This is a genomic window from Enterobacter cloacae complex sp. P2B (assembly GCF_014895985.1).
Taxonomy (GTDB): Bacteria; Pseudomonadota; Gammaproteobacteria; order Enterobacterales; family Enterobacteriaceae; genus Enterobacter; species Enterobacter bugandensis.
Genome location: NZ_JADBQQ010000012.1, coordinates 143722 through 164019 on the forward strand (window position 1 = coordinate 143722; position 20298 = coordinate 164019).

Below are 20298 nucleotides of genomic sequence, written 5' to 3' on the forward strand. Positions count from 1 at the left end.
ATGTTACGACTGTTACGCAACGAACCTCGCGCCGCGCTTCTGCTGCTGGCTCTGGTAATGGCAAACCTGCTGGCCTGGGGATGGGCATGGCACACTTTTAGCGGCAGCACGGCGCTGATGGCCGCCAGCCTGCTGGCGTGGTGCTACGGGCTGCGCCATGCGGTGGATGCCGACCACATCGCGGCCATTGATACCGTGACGCGTAAGATGATGCAGCAGGGCAAACGCCCGTGCGGGGTGGGGGCGTGGTTCTCGCTGGGGCACTCCACCATCGTGGTGCTGGCCTCCATTGCCATCGCCGCCACCGCCACGGCGTTTCAGAAAAACATGGAATGGTTCCACGAAACCGGCAGCCTGATTGGCACTGCGGTATCCGCCACCTTCCTGCTGGCGATGGCGCTGGTGAATATGGTGATCCTGCGCGGCGTCTGGCGCAGTTTCCAGGCGCTGAAAAAGGGCCAGACGGTGCAGGGTGACGTCACGCTGCCTGCCCAGGGGGGCGTTATGAACTGGCTGTTCGGTAAAACCTTCCGCCTCGTCAATAAAAGCTGGCAGATGTATCTGGTGGGTTTCCTGTTTGGCCTCGGCTTCGATACGGCCACCGAAATTGGCGTGCTGGGGATCTCCGCCGCCAGCGCCTCCAGCGGGATGTCCGTGTGGTCAATCATGATCTTCCCGGCGCTCTTCGCCAGCGGCATGGCGCTGGTGGATACGCTCGATAACCTGCTGATGGTCGGTGCCTACGGCTGGGCGTTTGATAAACCGCAGCGCAAGCTCTACTACAACATGACCATCACCGGCACCTCCGTGGTGGTGGCGCTGTTTATCGGCGGGCTGGAAGCGCTGGGCCTGCTGATGGATAAATTTGCCCTCAGCGGCGGCATCTGGGATCTGATCGGCGCGGTAAATGACAACCTGGGCAACGCCGGGTTTGTGGTGGTCGGGCTGTTCGTTGCCTGCTGGCTCATCTCCATTGCCAACTATCGCTGGCGCGGCTACGACGCGCTGGTGGTGCGCTCCTGAACTCCCCACCCTGTTTTACCCGGCGGCGCTACGCTTGCGCAGGTCTGCATATAGGCCGGGTAAGCGGAGCGCCACCCGGCAATACGAGGGTTAAGCAGGCAGCGATTTCAGCAGCGCGAAAGCCTCCTTCATCCTGTCTTCGCTGACGACAAAGGCGCGTATCTGACCGTCTGCATCGGTGCCGCGCGCCACCATGCCCTTCGGCGAAAGGGCAATCTGCCAGTCCAGATCCCGACGCTGCGTTTCACCTGCAAGATGCAGCGGCAATTCCGGCGTTTTGACCTTTACCAGCATGGCGGGTAATTTCAGCGGCGCGCTGCCGCCGAGCAGGTTTTTTGCCAGATACATGGCGCTTAACTGAATCGGCTGCAGGAAGGGCAGCACCTGGCCGTTAATTTCCGCGCAGTCGCCCAGGGCATAAATATCCGGCCGCGTGGTTTGCAGGTAGCTATTTACCTTCACGCCGCGGTTTATTTCAGCCCCTGCGCGATGCGCCAGCGCGGTTTCCGGGCGCAGACCCGTCGCTGCAACCACCGCATCCACTTCTACGCTGCGGCTTCGGTCGAGCGTGGCACGGATACCGCCTTCGGTTTTGCTCAGGCTTTGTAGCTGCGATTTCAACATCAGATGCACGCCCATATCGGTCAGACGATGCTGTAAGCGACTGCTTACTTCTGCGGGCATCAGCGCCGACAGAATGCTCGCCGCGTGGTCAACCAGGGTCACGGATTTTCCCGCCCGACAGAAGTCCATCGCCAGCTCGGTGCCGATCAGCCCGCCGCCGACAATCATCACTCTGGCGGCATCGCGTAGCCGGGTTTCGCTGGCCTGATACTCCTGCTGGCTGTTGAGGGTAATCATCAGCTCGCGGCCTTCAACCGGCGGCACAAACGCAGATGCCCCGGTCGCCAGCACCAGCCTGTCGTACTGCCAGGTTTTCGCTTTCGCTTTTACCACGTGGGCGTCAGCATCGATATCGGTGACCCAGGTGTACGGAAACAGACGCAGGTTGAACTGCTCCGCGAACTCCCCCGCCGTCTGGCGGGTGAGGTCATCGGCGCGCTGATTCTGGCTAATGACGTGGCTTAAATCAGGCTTGTTGTACTCGTCCATGCTGTCGGCGGCGATCAGCGTCAACGGCACGTTTGCATCCTGTTTGCGGATATTTTTCACCAGCTGGCGGGCAGCAAAGCCCGAGCCGATGATAACGATGCCGTTGCTCAATTTGCCTCCGTTGCCAGTTCATCAAAGACGTCTTTGCCGAGGGAGCATTCCGGGCAGAGGAAGTTGTCCGGCACCTCGCTCCACGGCGTGCCCGGGGCTACATCCTGCAGCGGTTCACCAAGCTCAGGATCGTAGATCCACTGGCAGACGCTGCACTGCATGCGCGGACCGAGATCGGCGCTGGCTTCCGTCGAACAGGTTTGTGGCTGTTCCGCCGGTTTTGCGGTGACTTCAGGAAGCGGGGCGAGCGCCCACTGACGGGCGATGTCGCGGCCATGCTGGCGGCAGATTTCCAGCGCGTCGATATCCGGACGCCATTTCGCCTTCAGGCTAATGGACATCTCAAAACCCGCATCCTGTAAACGGGTGGAAAGACGGTCTACCGCGCCGCCGCTCCAGCCGTGAGAGCCAAAGGCGCTGGCGCGTTTGTTACGAAAGCGCAGGCCGGTCATCTCTTCCACCAGGCCGGCAATCTTCGGCATCATCACGTTATTCATGGTGGAGGTACCCACCAGCACGCCTTTGGAGCGGAAGACGTTGGTCAATACCTCGTTCTTATCGCTGCGCGCCACGTTGAAGATTTTCACCGCCACGTTCGGGTCAACTTCATTGATCCCCTGGGCAATCGCGTCCGCCATCATGCGGGTGTTGTTGGACATGGTGTCGTAGAAGATAGTGATGCGGTCTTCCTGGTAATCCGCGGCCCACTTCAGGTACAGCTCGACGATCTGGGTGGGGTTTTCACGCCACACCACGCCGTGGGAGGTCGCAATCATGTCCACCGGCAGGTTGAAGCCGAGGATCTCGGTAATTTTAGGCGTCACCAGGCGGCTGAACGGAGTCAGGATATTGGCGTAGTAGCGCTGACACTGTTCGAACAGCTCGGTCTGATCCACTTCGTCATTGAACAGGCGTTCGTCGCAGTAGTGCTGGCCGAAGGCGTCGTTGCTGAACAGCACCGCGTCGCCGGTCATGTAGGTCATCATGCTGTCCGGCCAGTGCAGCATCGGGGTTTCGACGAAGATCAGCTGCTTGCCGTTGCCGATATCCAGCGTGTCGCCGGTTTTTACGGTGTGGAAGTTCCACTCCGGATGATGGTGGTGGCCGTTAATTGAATCAATGGCGTTGGTGGTGCAGTAGATTGGGGTATCCGGAATGTGGGACATCAGCTCGGTCAGCGCCCCGGCGTGGTCCTCTTCCGCATGGTTGATGATGATGTAGTCGATGTCATTCAGGTCGATTTCACCGCGCAGGTTCTGCACGAACTCACGGCTGAATTTGTGATCGACGGTATCGATCAGGACGTTTTTACCTTCGCGGATGAGATAGCTGTTGTAGCTGCTGCCGCGCAGCGTTTTGTATTCCGTCCCGTGGAAATCGCGCACTTCCCAGTCACGTTGACCCACCCAATGAATGTTATTTTTAACCAGAATAGACATAGCAACCTCAACTTAATACAGCGTTTTTAAAGAAGATGGTTTGCTTATATCAAGTTGCATGCCAACTTTTTAAACTATTGATATTCAATGGGTTGTGATTTAATGCCCCGTAATGAGTAGTCATTATGACTATCCTAAAAAGAGTCAATATGACATTATGTATTGTCAAAATGACAGTGAGGCAGACATGAGCTTTTCCGTAGACGTCCTGGCGAAGATCGCCATTGAGCTGCAAACCGGTATCGGCCATCAGGACCGCTTTCAGCGCCTGATCTCCACGCTGCGCCACGTGCTGGATTGCGATGCGTCGGCGCTGCTGCGTTACGAAGGGCGGCAGTTTATTCCGCTGGCTATCGACGGCCTGGCGAAGGACGTACTCGGGCGGCGCTTTACGCTGGAGGGCCACCCGCGTCTGGAAACCATTGCCCGCGCGGGCGACGTGGTGCGTTTCCCGGCAGACAGCGATCTGCCCGATCCGTACGACGGCCTGATTCCGGGGCAGGAGAGCCTGAAGGTGCACGCCTGTATTGGCCTGCCGCTGTTCGCCGGGCAGAATTTGATTGGCGCATTAACCCTCGACGGGATGTCGCCGGATCAGTTCGACACCTTCAGCGACGAAGAGCTACGGCTGATTGCCGCGCTGGCCGCCGGGGCGCTGAACAATGCACTGCTGATAGAGCAGCTGGAGAGCCAGAATATTCTTCCCGGTAGCCCGGCGGCGTTTGAGCAGGTGGCGCATACGGAGATGATCGGCCTTTCGCCCGGCATGGCGCAGCTCAAAAAAGAGATTGAGATTGTTGCCGCGTCCGATCTGAACGTGCTGATCTTCGGAGAGACCGGTACCGGTAAGGAGCTGGTGGCGAAGTCCATCCACGAAGCTTCGCCGCGCGCGGTCAACCCGCTGGTGTACCTCAACTGCGCCGCGCTGCCGGAAAGCGTGGCGGAGAGCGAGCTGTTCGGTCACGTCAAAGGGGCGTTTACCGGGGCCATCAGCAACCGCAGCGGCAAGTTTGAAATGGCCGATAACGGCACGCTGTTTCTTGATGAGATTGGCGAGCTTTCCCTTTCACTTCAGGCCAAGCTGCTGCGCGTATTGCAGTACGGCGACATCCAGCGCGTGGGGGATGACCGCAGCCTGCGGGTGGACGTGCGGGTCCTTGCTGCGACCAACCGGGATCTGCGCGAAGCGGTGCTGGCCGGGCAGTTCCGAGCCGACCTGTTCCATCGGCTGAGCGTGTTCCCGCTGTCCGTGCCGCCGCTGCGTGAGCGCGGAGACGACGTGGTGCTGCTGGCGGGTTATTTCTGCGAACAGTGCCGTCTCAAAATGGGGCTGTCCCGCGTGGTGCTTAGCCCGGGGGCGAGAGCGCATCTGCTCAGCTACGGTTGGCCGGGCAACGTGCGCGAGCTGGAGCATGCGATTCACCGCGCGGTGGTGCTGGCGAGGGCGACGCGCTCGGGGGATGAAGTGGTGATTCATGCGCGCCATTTTGCGCTGCATGAGGAAAATGCTCCGACCGTGAAGCCTGCTGTGCCTGAGAGCGCAATCGAAAACCTGCGCGAAGCGACGGAAGAGTTTCAGCGTCAGATGATTACCCGCGCGCTGGAGCAGAATAACCGCAGCTGGGCGGCGTGCGCGCGGGCGCTGGAGATGGACGTCGCCAACCTGCACCGGCTGGCGAAGCGTCTTGGGCTGAAGGGTTAAATAATCCCGGCCTGGTAGAAGTCCTGCAGGTTGATAGCGCCGCACAGCCTGCCGTGCTCGTCCACCACCGGTGCGGCGGTGATTTTGCGCTTCATCAGCACCTCTTTGGCTTCAATGGCGCGGCTGTCGGCGTTGAGCGTCAGCCCGCCTTTGGTCATGGCGTCAGACACGTTTGTTTCCAGCCTGCCGCCGGCCACCAGCCAGCGGCGCAGGTCGCCGTCGGTGAAGACGCCCTTCACGTTTCCGCCGTCATCGCATACCGCCACCAGCCCCAGACCGGTGCGGCTCAGCTCCAGCATCGCGTCCATCACGCTGGTATCGAGTTTGACCTGCGGAATGGCATCGTCAGTGCGCATCAGATGGTGAACCTTGTTGAGCAGTCGCGCGCCGAGCGCACCTGCCGGATGCGAACGGGCAAAATCTTCCTCATTGAATCCGCGCGCCTGCATTACCGCCATCGCCAGCGCGTCGCCCATCATCAGGGTGTTAACGGTGCTGGAGGTCGGGGCGAGGTGCATCGGGCAGGCTTCACGCTCAACGGAAATATCCAGCGTCGCTTTGGCGGCCAGCGCCAGCGGCGAGCGGGGTTTCCCGGTCATCGCCAGCAGGGCGACCGATTTTTCCTGCAGGCGCGGAATAATCAGATCCAGCTCTTTGGCCGAACCGGAGTAAGAGATAAACAGCATCACGTCGCGGCTTTCGATCATCCCGAGATCGCCGTGCAGCGCCTCTGCCGGATGCACGAAGAACGCCGGGGTACCGGTGCTGGCGAGCGTCGCGGCAATCTTCTTGCCGATATGGCCGGATTTACCGATGCCCGCCACAATCACTTTGCCTTCGCAGTGGATAATGGTATTGGCGGCGCGGACAAAATCCTCGCCCAGACGTTCCGGCAGGCGGCTGGCTTCCTGCAGCTCCAGCATCAGCGTCTGGCGGCCCGTTTCTAACAGAAAATCACTCATCTCTTTCTCCGGTTACGATCACGTCGATCCCTTTCTCTTCCAGCGCTTTTTTGAACGCCGGATCGATACCCGCGTCGGTAATCAGCTTATCAACGCTTTCGAGGCTACAGACAATATTGGGGCTTTTGCGGCCAAACTTCGACGAGTCGGCCATTAAAATCACTTCCCGCGCGGCGTTGCACATGGCTTTGCTGACGCTGAACACCTCGTTAAACGTTGTGACGCCTGCGTTAAGGTCGATGCCGTCCGTGCCCATAAACAGTTTATCGAAGCTGAAGTGGTCGAAAGCGTTCTCCGCCAGCTGGCCGTGAAAGGACGCCGATTTTTTGCGGAAGGTGCCGCCGGGCATCAGGATGGTCTGCTCGCTGTCGAACTCGGACAGCGCGTTGACGATGTGCAGGCTGTTGGTCATCACCGTGATGTTGTTAAAGCGGCTGAGCAGGGGGATCATCTGCAGGACGGTACTGCCTGCGTCGAGGATGATGGAATCGCCGTCCTGGATAAATTTGACGGCGGCTTCGGCAATCAGCGCTTTCTGGTGGGTATTGATCAGCGTTTTGTGATCGATTGGCGGGTCCGCTTCGTCCTTGTTGAGCACCACGCCGCCATAGGTGCGAATAACGGCGCCAGAGTTTTCGAGCAATACCAGGTCCTTGCGTATTGTCGTGCCGGTGGTGTCAAAGTAGTGGGCCAGATCCTCTACCGAGCATTTTCCCTGCTTTTGTAGATGCTCGAGAATGGCCGCCTGCCGCTGACGTGGTTTCATAGGCGCTTCGTTCCTTAGGTTGCGAAATGATAATTTCGCAAGTCTATAACTTTCACAACGAAATTATCCATGTTTCAGATTGAGCGCTAATGATAGTGCATTCTGACAGAGTGGATCATGGGGAAAGATCACATCAGGCTGCAATTCCTGTAACAAGAGGCCGTTGATTGCCTGGATTTTGGCCGGACGGGCAAATACCGTCATGCCACGCATGAGGAGGGAATCGCACACCCGGTCGTGCTCGTCCAGTGCTACGGCGACGACCACGCGCGGTTTAAAGCGTCCGCCGGAACGCCCGACGCCGACGCGGCCCTTCTGACACAGCGCATCAAACGCGCGGTTAAACTGGTGGATCTGCCAGCCGCCAAACGCCATCTGGCACAGCCAGGCGAGGGCGGCGACGGTGATGAGTGCGGTTACCATATCGACTCCTTGTTTTGTTCCCTCTCCCGGTGGGAGAGGGTTAGGGTGAGGGCATCAGGCCGCTCGATCAGAACATCACCTGCCCACCGGTCACGTTAATCGACTGCCCGGTGCAGTACGACGCTTTCGGACTGGCGTAAAACAGCAGCATGTTCAGCACGTCCTGATAGTCACACCCGCGCTTCAGCGGCACTTTATCGATGTAGTACTGCTCCACTTCCTCAGCCTTGATGCCGAGCTTGGTGGCGTACTGCGGCAGCAGGGACTGGAACATCGGCGATTTCAGCAGGTTGCCCAGCATCAGCGAGTGCACGGTAATCCCGTATTCGGCCAGATCCAACGCCAGGGACTGCGTCAGCCCCACGCCGCCAAACTTCGCCGCGCTGTACCCGGAGTTGTGCTTGCTGCCCACTTTCCCGGATTTTGAGTTGATCTGAATGATGCGTCCCTGAATGCCGTCGCGGATCATCAGGCGGGAAAACTCGCGGGCGCAAAGGAAATAGCCCACCAGATTCACCTGCAGCGAACGGTCAAAATCCCCCAGCTCGAAATCGCTGATAAACGCCGCTTTCGCAATTCCCGCGCTGTAGACCAGCAGATCGGTGCGCCCAAAAATCTCGTCCACGCCGCGGGCCAGCGCCATCACGCTCTGCTCGCTGGTGGCGTCGGCACCAAACCCGTATGCCATCCCTTCGCCAAACTCGGTGTTAATGGTGTCCGCCACGCGGGCGGCTTTTTCACTCTGAATGTCCACTACCGCCACGCGGTAGCCCTCTGCGGCAAGCCCACGGCAGAGGAACTCGCCTAAGGTTTGTCCCCCACCAATGACAACGGCAACCTGACTCATGTGACTCTCCTTAATTACGCAACAAATTTTAACGTGCAGCCTGGGGTGACAGACTGCGGAACCGGGCCATCCACGTGAACCGTACCGGGGTATTCCGCCTGCGGCTGGCCGTCGAAGCGCAGGGTGATGTGGCCGAGCTCGCGCAGGTTTTGCTCCGCCACGTCGCCGACGGCGGTGACGGCATAGCGCGCCTCGCCCAGCTCCAGCTGGCTTCCGGCCTTCAGCTCGCCGTTCAGTTCGCCGTGGCAGTGGATAAAGCAAAACTCTTCGATATCCGCCGGAGCGCCTTCGCGGAAGGTGATCAGCATCTGGTCGCTCAGCGCGTCTGCTGCGCTCTGGCCGATGCGGGTAATGGTGGTCTGGTAAATGACGTTCATTGCAGGAACCTCTTATTGATAGATAAAGCCGGAGACAAACCAGGCAATCAGCACCGTCGGCGCGCCCGTCAGGAAGCGGCTCACCAGCACGGACGGCACGCCCACGCGCACGGTGTCCTGGCGCGCTTCGGCCAGCGACAGCCCCACGGGGATGAAGTCGCACGCCGCCTGGGCGTTAATGGCAAACAGGGCGGGCAGGGCGAGGTGCGGGGGAATGTTGCCCAGACCAATCTGCACCCCTATCAGTACGCCGATGACCTGGGCAATCACCGCGCCCGGACCGAGGAACGGCGACAGCAGCGGGAAGGAGCAGATCAGCGCCAGCGTCACCAGCCCGAGCGGGTGGCTGGCGAGCGGGGCGAGGCCGTGGGCAATCCAGTCGCCCAGGCCGGACGCCATGATGATGCCGATCAGCGCCGAGACGAACGCCATAAACGGCAGAATCGTTTTCAGCACCGTGTCGATAGTGTCGCGCCCGGACTGGAACAGCACCGCCACGGCGGAGCCCATCCCCATCCCGACCTTCGCCAGCAGGCCGTCGCTCTGCTCGGTGATCTTCTTGCTGGTGTCGTACTCGCGCGGGGCTGCTTTTTGCGGCGCGGCAGTGCCATTCATCAGAGTGATGTTGTCCTCCTTCACGCCCGAGACATAAATGTCCTCAAGGATGTACTGCGCCAGCGGACCGGATTTCCCGGTGGAGTGAATATTCACCGTCGGAATGCGGCGCTTCGGATAGATGCCGCAGCGCAGCGTGCCGCCGCAGTCAATCACCGCCACGCCGATGTCCGCTTCCGGCGGCTCGCCCTCTTTAAAGCCGTCAACCGCTTCCCATCCGGTCAGCTCGCGCAGCTTGTCAACAATCGCCGGGCGCGTGCCCGCGGTGATGTAGACGATCTTTTTGCCTTCGGTGGCGTCGAACTCCAGCGGGCCGCCCCAGCCGCCCGTGCCTTTCTCAATGCGGATCCGGTTCATGCTGTCGCTCCTGAAAGATGGACCTTCTGTTCAAGCTGGATGCCCATTTTTTTCTCGAAAATAGCGGTGGTGAGGTCAGTCACCCAGCCGCGGAAGAAGTTGGTCACCAGGCCCACCAGCAGGTAGCTCACCGCCAGCGGGCCGAGCGGCAGGCCAAGCGTGGTCAGGCCGCTGGCGATCCCGAGGTAGACAAACAGCTCTCCGGGGTTGATGTGCGGGAACAGGCCGTTCATCGAGTGGCAGCTGTAGGAGGCGGCGGCGTAGTAGCTCGGCTTGTACTTTTCCGGCATAAAGCGGCCGAGGCTTAAGGTCATCGGGTTACAGAAAACAAAGGTGCCGATGAATGGCAATATCAGGTAGCGGGACAGCGGGTTACCGGCGCAGCGCTGGGCAAAGCGTTCGATGCGCTGCTGGCCGATAAAGTTGATCAGCGCGTTCATGATCACCAGCAGACTGATCAGCAGGGGCAGGATCCCGGTCACCATGCCGGTGAACACTTCTCCGCCTTTCTGAAACAGCCCGATGAACCACTCGGCGCCGTGGGTGATGGTCTCTATCATTCTTCTCTCCTGTGGGGCTTTTTTGTTTTTGTATAACTGCGGCTAATAATAATCACTTTGAAAGGTTTTAAAGTGTTAGTTAGATCTCACAATGAAAGAAAAATGTATTATTTTGAAAGTTAATTGATGAGGTGAATGATTTTCGGTGGAAAAAAGCGCGGATTTGCGTTGTGGAGGCGCGTACCGCTTCCTTGAGGTGTTGCGGATGCTTTACCATACTGGGTTCTTATCGAACCCGTTAAATGGATGTCTCATGTTCAAGCGTCGTTATGCAGCGCTGTTGCCTGCGCTTATCCTGCTGTCTGCCTGTAGCAGCAAACCTAAGACCGAAGCCGTTCAGCAAACGGCGGGCGCGCCTTCCGGGGGATTCCTGCTGGAGCCGCAGCACAATATGATGCAGATGGGAGGCGACTTCGCGAATAACCCGGCGGCCGAGCAGTTCATTGATAAAATGGTGAGCAAACACGGTTTCGACCGCCAGCAGCTGCATGAAATTTTGTCTCAGGCGAAGCGTCTGGACTACGTTATGCGCCTGATGGACAGGCAGGCACCATCCGCCCAGGTGCCGAGCGGGCCGAACGGCGCGTGGCTGCGCTACCGCAAACAGTTTATTACCCCGGACAACGTGCAAAACGGCGTGGCGTTCTGGAACCAGTATGAAGATGCGCTCAACCGCGCGTGGCAGGTTTACGGCGTGCCGCCGGAAATCATCGTCGGGATTATCGGCGTAGAGACTCGCTGGGGGCGCGTGATGGGCAAAACCCGCATCCTCGACGCACTGGCGACGCTCTCCTTTAACTACCCGCGCCGCGCGGAGTATTTCTCTTCCGAGCTGGAAACCTTCCTGCTGATGGCGCGCAACGAGCAGGACGATCCGCTCGATCTGAAAGGGTCATTTGCCGGCGCGATGGGCTACGGCCAGTTTATGCCGTCCTCCTATAAGCAGTATGCCGTCGACTTTAACGGGGATGGTCACATTAACCTGTGGGATCCGGTGGATGCCATCGGCAGCGTGGCGAACTACTTCAAAGCGCACGGCTGGACGCCGGGCGGCCAGGTTGCCGTGCAGGCGAACGGCGAAGCGTTTGGTCTGGAAAACGGCTTTAAAACCAAATACAGCGTTGCACAGCTGACGGCGGCAGGCTTAACGCCAACCCAGCCGCTGGGCAATGTTGACCAGGTGAGCCTGCTGCGTCTGGACGTGGGAACTGGCTACCAGTACTGGTACGGCATGCCGAACTTCTACACCATCACCCGCTACAACCATAGCACCCACTATGCGATGGCGGTGTGGCAACTGGGGCTGGCGGTATCGCAGGCCCGCGTCCCGGCGGCGTCGCCGTTTAGTCAGTAACTCGCCTTATTCCGCCCTCTCCCTGTGGGAGAGGGCGCCCGCGCGCACCTCTTTCCCGCAGAAACATTTCGCCACACTCCCATTTCATTCCCGCCGTTTACATCTTCATTGTCTTTCATTATTGTTATGTTATAACATTGTTTTTGAGTTGAAATATCCATGTCCCTGTTTTCTCTCTCATCCCCGGTTCGGCTGCTGCTGGCGATGGTGCTCATTCTTTTTCTCGGGCTGGCCGTGCGCTGGGCGGTGGCGCTGCCATGATCGTGATGAACGCACTGGTTGCGGGCTACGACCGCCAGCCCGTCACGCGTCCGCTTTCGGGCTTGATTGAACGCGGCAGCATGACCGCCATTATCGGCGCCAACGGCTGCGGCAAATCCACGCTGCTGAAAACCCTCGCCGGATTTATTCCGCCCGTCAGCGGCAGATTTCACTGGCAGGGTAGACGACCGGTAATCGGATGGTTGGCGCAGCGTCACGCGCTGGAAGCGCAGTTTCCGCTGACCGTGCAGGACGTGGTGAGCATGGGCTGCTGGCCCGGAATTTCGCTTTTCGCCGGTTTTCGTCGCGAAGCGCGTCTGCGCATTAGTGGTGCGCTTGAGCGCGTGGGGCTGGAGTCGATGGCGCTCTCCACCATTGATGAACTCTCCGGCGGCCAGTTTCAGCGCATGCTTTTTGCCCGCGTGTTAGTACAGCAGGCGCCGCTGGTGATGCTCGACGAGCCCTTCACCGGCGTTGATGAAGCGACCTGCAACGTGCTGATGGACCTGATGCTGGAGATGTATATGCAGGGGCAAACGCTGCTCGCGGTACTGCACGACAGCGAGCGCGTGGCGCGCCACTTCCCGCAGACGCTGCGGCTGGATGCTGACGCCCCCCAGTGGAAAACCGAACGGGTGAGGGTGGCATGATCTGGTACACATTCTTCCAGCCGTTTATCGAATTCGGTTTTATGCGCCGCGCGCTGGTGGTTTGCCTGGCGCTCTCCGTCAGCACCACCGCGCTCGGCGTGTTTCTTCAGTTGCGCCGGATGAGCCTGATGGGCGATGCGCTTTCTCACGCCATTTTGCCCGGCGTCGCCGTGGGGTATTTGCTCAGCGGGATGTCGCTGTTGGCTATGACCGTCGGCGGGTTTATCGCCGGGATTGCCGTTGCGCTGGTGGCCGGGCTGGTCAGCCGCCGCACCCCGCTGAAAGAGGATGCCAGCTTTGCCGGTTTTTACCTGGGGTCACTGGCGCTGGGCGTCACGCTGGTATCTCTGCGCGGCTCGAATGTCGATTTGCTGCATCTGCTGTTTGGCTCAATCCTCGCGGTGGACAACGACGCCGCGCTGTTTGTGACCGGCGTGTGCATCTTCACCCTTATCATGCTGGCCCTTTTTTACCGCGGGCTGGTGACGGAGGCGTTTGACACCGCCTGGCTGCAGGTGAATGCCCGCTGGCTACCAGGCTTATTGCACGGTCTGTTTCTGGCGCTGCTGGTCCTGAACCTGGTGGCCGGTTTTCAGGTGCTCGGCACGCTGATGGCCGTCGGGCTGATGATGCTCCCGGCGGTGGCGGCGCGCTGTTGGGTCCGCACCTTACCCGGATTACTCCTGATGGCTGGTATCAGCGGTATTTTCTGCGCGTGGCTGGGGCTAAGCCTCTCCTGGGCGGCAAGTTTACCCGCGGGGCCATCTATTGTGCTGACCGCCAGCGCGCTGTTTTTTATTTCCGTTTTATTTGGCACGCGCAGCAGGCTGGCTGGCAGCCTGCGGGCGCTTTTTTAACGCAAGGGGAAACGATGAAAAGTACAGGATTAATCATGGCGCTAGCGCTGGGGATGATGTCGCATAGCGTGATGGCGAAAACGCTGAATGTGGTCACCAGCTTTTCGATACTGGGGGATATCGCGCAGGAGGTGGGGGGCGATCGTGTAAATGTGACGACGCTGGTGGGGCCGGACGGCGATCCCCATACCTTCGAACCGTCGCCTAAGGACAGCGCGGCGCTGAGCAAGGCTGACGTGGTCGTGGTCAACGGTTTAGGGCTGGAAGGCTGGCTCGACCGCCTGGTGAAAGCCTCCGGGTTCAAAGGCCAGCTGGTCGTTGCCTCAAACGGGGTGAAAACCCACACGCTTGAGGAAGATGGAAAGACCGTGACCGATCCGCACGCATGGAACAGCGCGGCGAACGGTGCGCTGTATGCGCAAAATATTCTGAACGGGCTGGTGAAAGCCGATCCGGAAGACAAAGCGGCGCTGGAGGCTTCAGGAAAACCATACATTGCGCAACTGACCCAACTGGACAGCTGGGCCAAAACGCGCTTTAGCCAGATCCCGCAGGAAAAGCGCAAAGTGCTGACCAGCCATGACGCGTTTGGTTATTTTGGCCGCGCTTACGGCGTAACCTTCATGGCACCTCAAGGACTCTCTTCAGAGAGCGAGGCCAGCGCGTCGCAGGTGGCGGAGATTATCAAGCAGATTAAAGCCGACGGCGTGAAAACGTGGTTTATGGAAAACCAGCTCGACCCGCGTCTGGTGAAGCAGATTGCGTCGGCGACGGGCGCACAGCCGGGCGGCGAACTTTACCCGGAAGCCTTGTCGGCAAAAGGTGGAGCAGCAGACACCTACGTTAAGGCGTTTCGCCATAATGTCGATACGCTTGCGAACAGCATGAAATAATATTTCTACAGCCGGTGCGCCCGCACCGGCTTTTTTCTGAAGCCCCCTCGTAAAACCTGAAGCGCATCCCCATATCTGACGAGAAAGTGCTATCTTGTGCTGCACGTTTTTCTCAAGCCTGGAGCAAGAATGACTGACCATGAATTGATGCAGCTAAGCGAGATCGTTGGCCTTGCCCTGAAGCAGCGTGGCGCGACTATTACCACCGCGGAATCCTGTACCGGCGGCTGGGTGGCGAAAGCGATTACCGATATCGCCGGCAGTTCCGCCTGGTTTGAACGTGGCTTTGTGACCTACAGTAACGAAGCTAAGGCGCAGATGATTGGCGTGCGCGAAGCCACGCTGGAACAGCATGGCGCGGTCAGCGAACCGGTTGTCATTGAAATGGCCATTGGCGCGCTGAAAGAGGCGCGGGCAGATTACGCCATTTCCATCAGCGGCATCGCTGGGCCGGACGGCGGCAGCGACGTGAAGCCTGTCGGCACCGTCTGGTTCGGGTTTGCCACGTCCAAAGGGGAAGGGATCACCCGCCGGGAGTGCTTCAGCGGCGATCGCGAAAGCGTGCGTCGTCAGGCTACCGTTTATGCGTTAAAAACGCTCTGGCAACAATTTCTACAAAATACTTGATACTGTATGACTATACAGTATAATTGCACCAACAGAACAGAAGTCCATGGTGAAGCGCAGTTGCTTCTCCCGGCATGACAGGAGTAATAATGGCTATCGACGAAAACAAACAGAAAGCGTTGGCGGCAGCACTGGGCCAGATCGAAAAGCAATTCGGTAAAGGCTCCATCATGCGCCTGGGTGAAGACCGTTCCATGGATGTGGAAACTATCTCCACCGGTTCGCTTTCTCTGGATATCGCACTGGGCGCGGGCGGTTTGCCGATGGGGCGTATCGTAGAAATCTACGGTCCGGAATCCTCAGGTAAAACGACGCTGACCCTGCAGGTTGTTGCAGCGGCGCAGCGCGAAGGTAAAACCTGTGCGTTTATCGATGCCGAGCACGCGCTGGACCCGGTCTATGCCCGTAAGCTGGGCGTTGATATCGACAACCTGCTGTGTTCCCAGCCGGACACCGGCGAGCAGGCGCTGGAAATTTGTGACGCGCTGGCACGCTCCGGTGCGGTTGACGTGATCATCGTCGACTCCGTTGCGGCGCTGACGCCAAAAGCGGAAATCGAAGGTGAAATCGGTGACTCTCACATGGGCCTCGCGGCACGTATGATGAGCCAGGCGATGCGTAAGCTGGCCGGTAACCTGAAGCAGTCCAATACGTTGCTGATCTTCATCAACCAGATCCGTATGAAAATTGGTGTGATGTTCGGTAACCCGGAAACCACCACCGGTGGTAACGCCCTGAAATTCTACGCCTCTGTCCGTCTGGATATCCGCCGTATCGGCGCGGTGAAAGAGGGCGAGAACGTGGTGGGTAGCGAAACCCGCGTGAAGGTTGTGAAGAACAAAATCGCAGCACCGTTCAAACAGGCTGAATTCCAGATCCTCTACGGCGAAGGTATCAACTTCCTCGGCGAGCTGGTTGACCTGGGCGTGAAAGAGAAGCTGATTGAAAAAGCGGGCGCCTGGTACAGCTACAACGGTGACAAGATTGGTCAGGGTAAAGCGAATGCTATCTCCTGGCTGAAAGAGAACCCGGCTGCGGCGAAAGAGATTGAGAAGAAGGTGCGTGAGCTTCTGCTGAACAACCAGGACTCCAAACCTGATTTCGTGGTGGATGCCGCGGATGCTGAAGAAACCAACGAAGACTTTTAAGTCTCTCGTGTAAAAATGAAGGGCTGCTGACGCGGCCCTTTTTGCATTTCTGATTCTGCAGGTTTTTTATGAGTGAACCGACATCACGCCGACCCGCCTACGCGCGCTTGCTGGATCGTGCGGTACGCATTCTCGCCGTGCGCGACCACAGTGAACAGGAGCTGCGGCGGAAGCTGTCAGCGCCCGTCATGAGCAAAAACGGGCCGGAGGAGATTGATGCCACTGCGGAAGACTACGACCGCGTGGTGGCCTGGTGCTATGAGCATCATTACCTGGACGATGACCGGTTTGCCTCGCGTTTTCTCGCCAGCCGTGGTCGCAAAGGGTATGGGCCCGCGCGCATCCGCCAGGAGCTGAACCAGAAAGGGGTAGCCAGGGAGTCCATCGAAAAAGCGATGCGCAAAAGCGACATCGACTGGTGCGAACTGGCAAAAGAGCAGGCGATTCGTAAGTACGGCGAACCGCTGCCGCGTGAATTTTCAGAAAAAGTCAAAATCCAGCGCTTTTTGCTCTACCGCGGCTTTCTGATGGAAGATATTCAGGATATCTGGCGTAATTTTGCCGATTGAACGCATGCGGGATTTTACTTCCCACTAAAGAAAACTTATCTTATTCCCACTTTTTCCAGTAGCTGGTCCGTCCAACGGTTTACCGATACAGGCTGGCTACGACATTTCGTTAGCTTGATTTCAGGATAATTATGAGCAAGAGCACCGCTGAGATCCGTCAGGCGTTTCTCGATTTTTTCCATAGTAAGGGACACCAGGTTGTTGCCAGCAGCTCCCTGGTACCGAACAACGATCCGACTCTGCTGTTTACCAACGCCGGGATGAACCAGTTCAAGGATGTGTTCCTTGGTCTCGACAAGCGTAATTATTCCCGCGCCACAACCTCACAGCGTTGCGTGCGTGCGGGCGGTAAACACAACGACCTGGAAAACGTCGGTTACACCGCGCGCCACCACACCTTCTTCGAAATGCTGGGTAACTTCAGCTTCGGCGACTACTTCAAACATGATGCCATTCAATACGCATGGGAGCTGCTGACCGGTGAAAACTGGTTCAACCTGCCGAAAGAGCGTCTGTGGGTGACCGTCTACGAAACCGATGACGAAGCGTTCGAAATCTGGGAAAAAGAAGTGGGTATCCCGCGCGAGCGTATTATTCGCATCGGTGATAACAAAGGCGCGCCATATGCGTCTGATAACTTCTGGCAGATGGGCGACACCGGTCCTTGCGGTCCGTGCACCGAGATCTTCTACGATCACGGCGACCATATCTGGGGCGGCCCTCCAGGCAGCCCGGAAGAAGACGGCGATCGCTATATTGAGATCTGGAACATCGTCTTCATGCAGTTCAACCGCCAGGCTGACGGCACCATGGAGCCGCTGCCGAAGCCGTCCGTTGATACCGGTATGGGCCTGGAGCGTATCGCCGCGGTTCTGCAGCACGTTAACTCCAACTACGAGATTGACCTGTTCAGCACTCTGATCAAAGCCGTTGCGAACGTTACCGGCGCGACCGATCTGAACAACAAATCGCTGCGCGTTATCGCAGACCATATTCGTTCCTGTGCGTTCCTGATTGCCGACGGCGTTATTCCGTCGAATGAAAACCGTGGCTACGTGCTGCGTCGCATCATTCGCCGTGCGATCCGTCACGGCAACATGCTGGGCGCGAAGGACACCTTCTTCTATAAACTCGTTGGGCCACTGATTGGCGTTATGGGGTCAGCCGGCGACGAGCTGAAACGCCAGCAGGCGCAGGTTGAGCAGGTTCTGAAAACCGAAGAAGAGCAGTTCGCTCGTACGCTGGAGCGCGGTCTGGCGCTGCTGGACGAAGAACTGGCGAAGCTTAAGGGCGACACGCTGGATGGCGAAACCGCTTTCCGCCTGTACGACACCTACGGCTTCCCGGTTGACCTGACGGCGGACGTTTGCCGCGAGCGCAACATCAAAGTTGATGAAGCAGGCTTTGAAGCCGCGATGGAAGCGCAGCGTCGTCGTGCGCGTGAGTCCAGCGGTTTCGGTGCAGACTACAACGCGATGATCCGCGTTGATAGCGCGTCTGAATTCAAAGGTTATGAAGCGCTGGAACTGACCGGCAAAGTGACCGCTCTGTTTGTTGACGGTAAAGCCGTAGACAGCATCAGCGCGGGTCAGGAAGCCGTTGTCATTCTGGACAAAACGCCGTTCTATGCGGAATCCGGCGGCCAGGTTGGCGATAAAGGCGAACTGAAAGGCAACGGTTTTAGCTTCAGCGTCAGCGACACCCAGAAATACGGTCAGGCGATCGGTCACCAGGGCAAACTGGTATCCGGTTCTCTCAAAGTGGGCGAGGGCGTACAGGCTAACGTTGATGAAGCACGTCGTGCGCGCATTCGTCTGAACCACTCTGCAACCCACCTGATGCACGCAGCCCTGCGCGACGTGCTGGGTACCCACGTTGCACAGAAAGGTTCTCTGGTAAACGATAAAGTGCTGCGCTTCGACTTCTCGCATTTTGAAGCGATGAAGCCGTCTGAAATTCGCGCGGTGGAAGACCTGGTGAACGCGCAGATCCGTCGTAACCTGCCAATTGAGACCCACATCATGGATCTTGAGGACGCGAAGAAAAAAGGTGCGATGGCGCTGTTTGGCGAGAAATATGACGAGCGCGTTCGCGTGCTGAGCATGGGCGACTTCTCTACCGAACTGTGCGGCGGTACTCACGCCTCGCGCACCGGTGACATCGGCCTGTTCCGCATTGTTTCCGAATCCGGTACGGCTGCAGGTGTGCGTCGTATTGAAGCGGTGACCGGTGAAGGCGCAATCGCCAGCCTGCATGCGCAGAGCGATCAGCTGCACGACATCGCGCAGCTGCTGAAAGGCGATAGCCAGAATCTGGGCGAGAAAGTGCGCGTTGCGCTGGATCGCACGCGTCAGCTGGAAAAAGAGCTGCAGCAGCTGAAAGAGCAGGCTGCGGCGCAGGAGAGTGCAAACCTCTCCAGCAAGGCTGTAGACATTAAGGGCGTCAAACTGCTGGTCAGCGATCTGGCGGGCGTTGAGCCTAAGATGCTGCGTACTATGGTCGACGATCTCAAGAACCAGCTTGGTTCTACCGTTATCGTGCTGGCGACGGTGGCAGAAGGTAAGGTTTCTCTGATTGCGGGCGTCTCTAAGGATGTGACCGACCGCGTTAAAGCAGGGGAACTGATTGGTATGGTCGCTCAGCAGGTGGGCGGCAAGGGTGGCGGTCGTCCGGACATGGCGCAAGCCGGTGGTACGGATGCGGCGGCACTTCCTGCGGCATTAGCCAGCGTTGAAAGCTGGGTAAGCGCGAAACTGTAATAACTACAAAGCACAAGCAGACGCCATAGCGGCAACGTTATGGCGTCTTGTTCACTGTGCTATCGATAACGATAAAGTCAGGTTGAGTTTGTGTATATCGGCTAAACTTACGTTTAACAGAATGTGATGCCGTGACTGCTTACACTTTACGTGTTTGTCATCGCTTACTTTTTGGCGTTATATGATGGATAATGCCGGGATACAAGAGACCCGACTCTTTTAATCTTTCAAGGAGCAAAGAATGCTGATTCTGACTCGTCGAGTTGGTGAGACCCTCATGATTGGGGATGAGGTCACCGTGACAGTTTTAGGGGTAAAGGGTAACCAGGTACGTATTGGTGTTAACGCTCCTAAAGAAGTATCTGTCCACCGTGAAGAGATCTACCAGCGTATCCAGGCTGAAAAATCCCAGCAGTCCAGTTACTGATATTGTCGCGTCTCGCTGTCGGGCGAGACGCAACCCTCCCGCTATTTTTCCTGCTCAAAGTTACCGTTTAATTTCAGTCGCTCTCTTTTTAACCACTCCGTTACCCTTAACTCGTCTCAATACCGCCATTTCGGCAGATGTTTTCTGTGGCGTTGCCTGCAAAATCCGCTTATAAAACACCCTCTTTGCGGCTTTTACATGCGAATTGCGTGTGATTTGTGCAAACGATAAAAGCTTTTGGAAAATTGTTTGACTTATAAGTCCCAGAAAGTAATATATGCGCCACGCAGCGACGAGAAGCTCTTAACGAGTCACTCGAAGCACTCGAAAGAGGCGTTGTGTGGTGAGGTGGCCGAGAGGCTGAAGGCGCTCCCCTGCTAAGGGAGTATGCGGTCAAAAGCTGCATCCGGGGTTCGAATCCCCGCCTCACCGCCATTTTGCATCCGTAGCTCAGCTGG

At 58.0% G+C, this 20298-nt stretch carries 20 protein-coding genes and 1 tRNA gene; 12 read left to right on the forward strand and 9 right to left on the reverse strand.

Annotation, left to right across the window (positions count from 1 at the left end; all coding sequences use genetic code 11):
• Window positions 1-1023: a HoxN/HupN/NixA family nickel/cobalt transporter gene (locus tag IM313_RS12805; protein WP_192971691.1), complete on the forward strand. Its 1023-nt coding sequence runs from the start codon at window positions 1-3 to the stop codon at window positions 1021-1023.
• 90 nt (window positions 1024-1113) lie between these two features.
• On the opposite strand, the gene norW is transcribed toward IM313_RS12805, so the two are convergent.
• Window positions 1114-2247: an NADH:flavorubredoxin reductase NorW gene (norW, locus tag IM313_RS12810; protein WP_192971692.1), complete on the reverse strand. Its 1134-nt coding sequence runs from the start codon at window positions 2245-2247 to the stop codon at window positions 1114-1116.
• Window positions 2244-3686: an anaerobic nitric oxide reductase flavorubredoxin gene (gene norV, locus IM313_RS12815; RefSeq protein WP_192971693.1), complete on the reverse strand. Its 1443-nt coding sequence runs from the start codon at window positions 3684-3686 to the stop codon at window positions 2244-2246. Before norV ends, norW begins: the two co-directional genes overlap by 4 nt.
• A gap of 187 nt (window positions 3687-3873) precedes the next feature.
• On the opposite strand from norV, the gene norR reads away from it, so the two are divergent.
• Window positions 3874-5388 carry a nitric oxide reductase transcriptional regulator NorR gene (gene norR / locus IM313_RS12820; RefSeq protein ID WP_048960108.1) on the forward strand — a complete coding sequence of 505 codons (1515 nt, stop codon included), beginning with the start codon at window positions 3874-3876 and terminating at the stop codon, window positions 5386-5388.
• Here norR and gutQ read toward each other — a convergent pair.
• From gutQ to srlA, 7 genes are all read right to left on the reverse strand, one after another.
• Complete coding sequence (gene gutQ / locus IM313_RS12825) at window positions 5385-6350, reverse strand: arabinose-5-phosphate isomerase GutQ (RefSeq protein WP_192971694.1); 966 nt, start codon at window positions 6348-6350, stop codon at window positions 5385-5387. The genes norR and gutQ overlap by 4 nt on opposite strands.
• The gene (locus IM313_RS12830; RefSeq protein ID WP_010434430.1) at window positions 6343-7116 is read right to left on the reverse strand and encodes a DNA-binding transcriptional repressor; all 774 of its coding nucleotides are present in this window, start codon (window positions 7114-7116) and stop codon (window positions 6343-6345) included. The genes gutQ and IM313_RS12830 overlap by 8 nt, the downstream gene beginning before the upstream one ends.
• Window positions 7117-7179: 63 nt before the next feature.
• Entirely contained in the window at window positions 7180-7539 is a 360-nt protein-coding gene (gene gutM / locus IM313_RS12835) for a transcriptional regulator GutM (protein WP_028014197.1), read from the reverse strand.
• 67 nt (window positions 7540-7606) lie between these two features.
• Complete coding sequence (srlD, locus tag IM313_RS12840; RefSeq protein ID WP_023294411.1) at window positions 7607-8386, reverse strand: sorbitol-6-phosphate dehydrogenase; 780 nt, start codon at window positions 8384-8386, stop codon at window positions 7607-7609.
• A gap of 14 nt (window positions 8387-8400) precedes the next feature.
• Window positions 8401-8763, reverse strand: a complete 363-nt coding sequence (srlB, locus tag IM313_RS12845) for a PTS glucitol/sorbitol transporter subunit IIA (RefSeq protein WP_041908503.1) — start codon at window positions 8761-8763, stop codon at window positions 8401-8403.
• 12 nt (window positions 8764-8775) lie between these two features.
• Window positions 8776-9735, reverse strand: a complete 960-nt coding sequence (locus IM313_RS12850) for a PTS glucitol/sorbitol transporter subunit IIB (RefSeq protein ID WP_192971695.1) — start codon at window positions 9733-9735, stop codon at window positions 8776-8778.
• A complete protein-coding gene (gene srlA, locus IM313_RS12855) occupies window positions 9732-10295 on the reverse strand; it encodes a PTS glucitol/sorbitol transporter subunit IIC (RefSeq protein ID WP_003862164.1) in 564 nt (187 codons plus the stop codon). Before srlA ends, IM313_RS12850 begins: the two co-directional genes overlap by 4 nt.
• Before the next feature lie 253 nt (window positions 10296-10548).
• Here srlA and mltB point away from each other — a divergent pair, with 253 nt between their 5' ends.
• From mltB to IM313_RS12905, 10 genes are all read left to right on the forward strand, one after another.
• Window positions 10549-11649 (forward strand): lytic murein transglycosylase B, encoded by a 1101-nt coding sequence (gene mltB / locus IM313_RS12860; RefSeq protein ID WP_192971696.1) that lies wholly within the window; start codon window positions 10549-10551, stop codon window positions 11647-11649.
• 257 nt (window positions 11650-11906) lie between these two features.
• The gene (locus tag IM313_RS12865; protein ID WP_192971697.1) at window positions 11907-12560 is read left to right on the forward strand and encodes a metal ABC transporter ATP-binding protein; all 654 of its coding nucleotides are present in this window, start codon (window positions 11907-11909) and stop codon (window positions 12558-12560) included.
• A complete protein-coding gene (locus IM313_RS12870) occupies window positions 12557-13417 on the forward strand; it encodes a metal ABC transporter permease (RefSeq protein WP_028014192.1) in 861 nt (286 codons plus the stop codon). The genes IM313_RS12865 and IM313_RS12870 overlap by 4 nt, the downstream gene beginning before the upstream one ends.
• 14 nt (window positions 13418-13431) lie before the next feature.
• A complete protein-coding gene (locus tag IM313_RS12875; protein ID WP_028014191.1) occupies window positions 13432-14310 on the forward strand; it encodes a metal ABC transporter substrate-binding protein in 879 nt (292 codons plus the stop codon).
• Between the two features lie 129 nt (window positions 14311-14439).
• Complete coding sequence (gene pncC, locus IM313_RS12880; protein WP_028014190.1) at window positions 14440-14937, forward strand: nicotinamide-nucleotide amidase; 498 nt, start codon at window positions 14440-14442, stop codon at window positions 14935-14937.
• A gap of 89 nt (window positions 14938-15026) precedes the next feature.
• Complete coding sequence (gene recA, locus IM313_RS12885; protein ID WP_028014189.1) at window positions 15027-16085, forward strand: recombinase RecA; 1059 nt, start codon at window positions 15027-15029, stop codon at window positions 16083-16085.
• A gap of 68 nt (window positions 16086-16153) precedes the next feature.
• Window positions 16154-16654 carry a recombination regulator RecX gene (gene recX, locus IM313_RS12890; protein WP_192971698.1) on the forward strand — a complete coding sequence of 167 codons (501 nt, stop codon included), beginning with the start codon at window positions 16154-16156 and terminating at the stop codon, window positions 16652-16654.
• A 131-nt stretch (window positions 16655-16785) separates the two neighbouring features.
• Window positions 16786-19413 carry an alanine--tRNA ligase gene (gene alaS, locus IM313_RS12895; RefSeq protein ID WP_192971699.1) on the forward strand — a complete coding sequence of 876 codons (2628 nt, stop codon included), beginning with the start codon at window positions 16786-16788 and terminating at the stop codon, window positions 19411-19413.
• Window positions 19414-19654: 241 nt separating this feature from the next.
• Window positions 19655-19840, forward strand: a complete 186-nt coding sequence (gene csrA, locus IM313_RS12900; RefSeq protein WP_000906486.1) for a carbon storage regulator CsrA — start codon at window positions 19655-19657, stop codon at window positions 19838-19840.
• A gap of 342 nt (window positions 19841-20182) precedes the next feature.
• Window positions 20183-20275 (forward strand) — tRNA-Ser (locus IM313_RS12905).
• The last annotated feature ends 23 nt before the right edge of the window (window positions 20276-20298 follow it).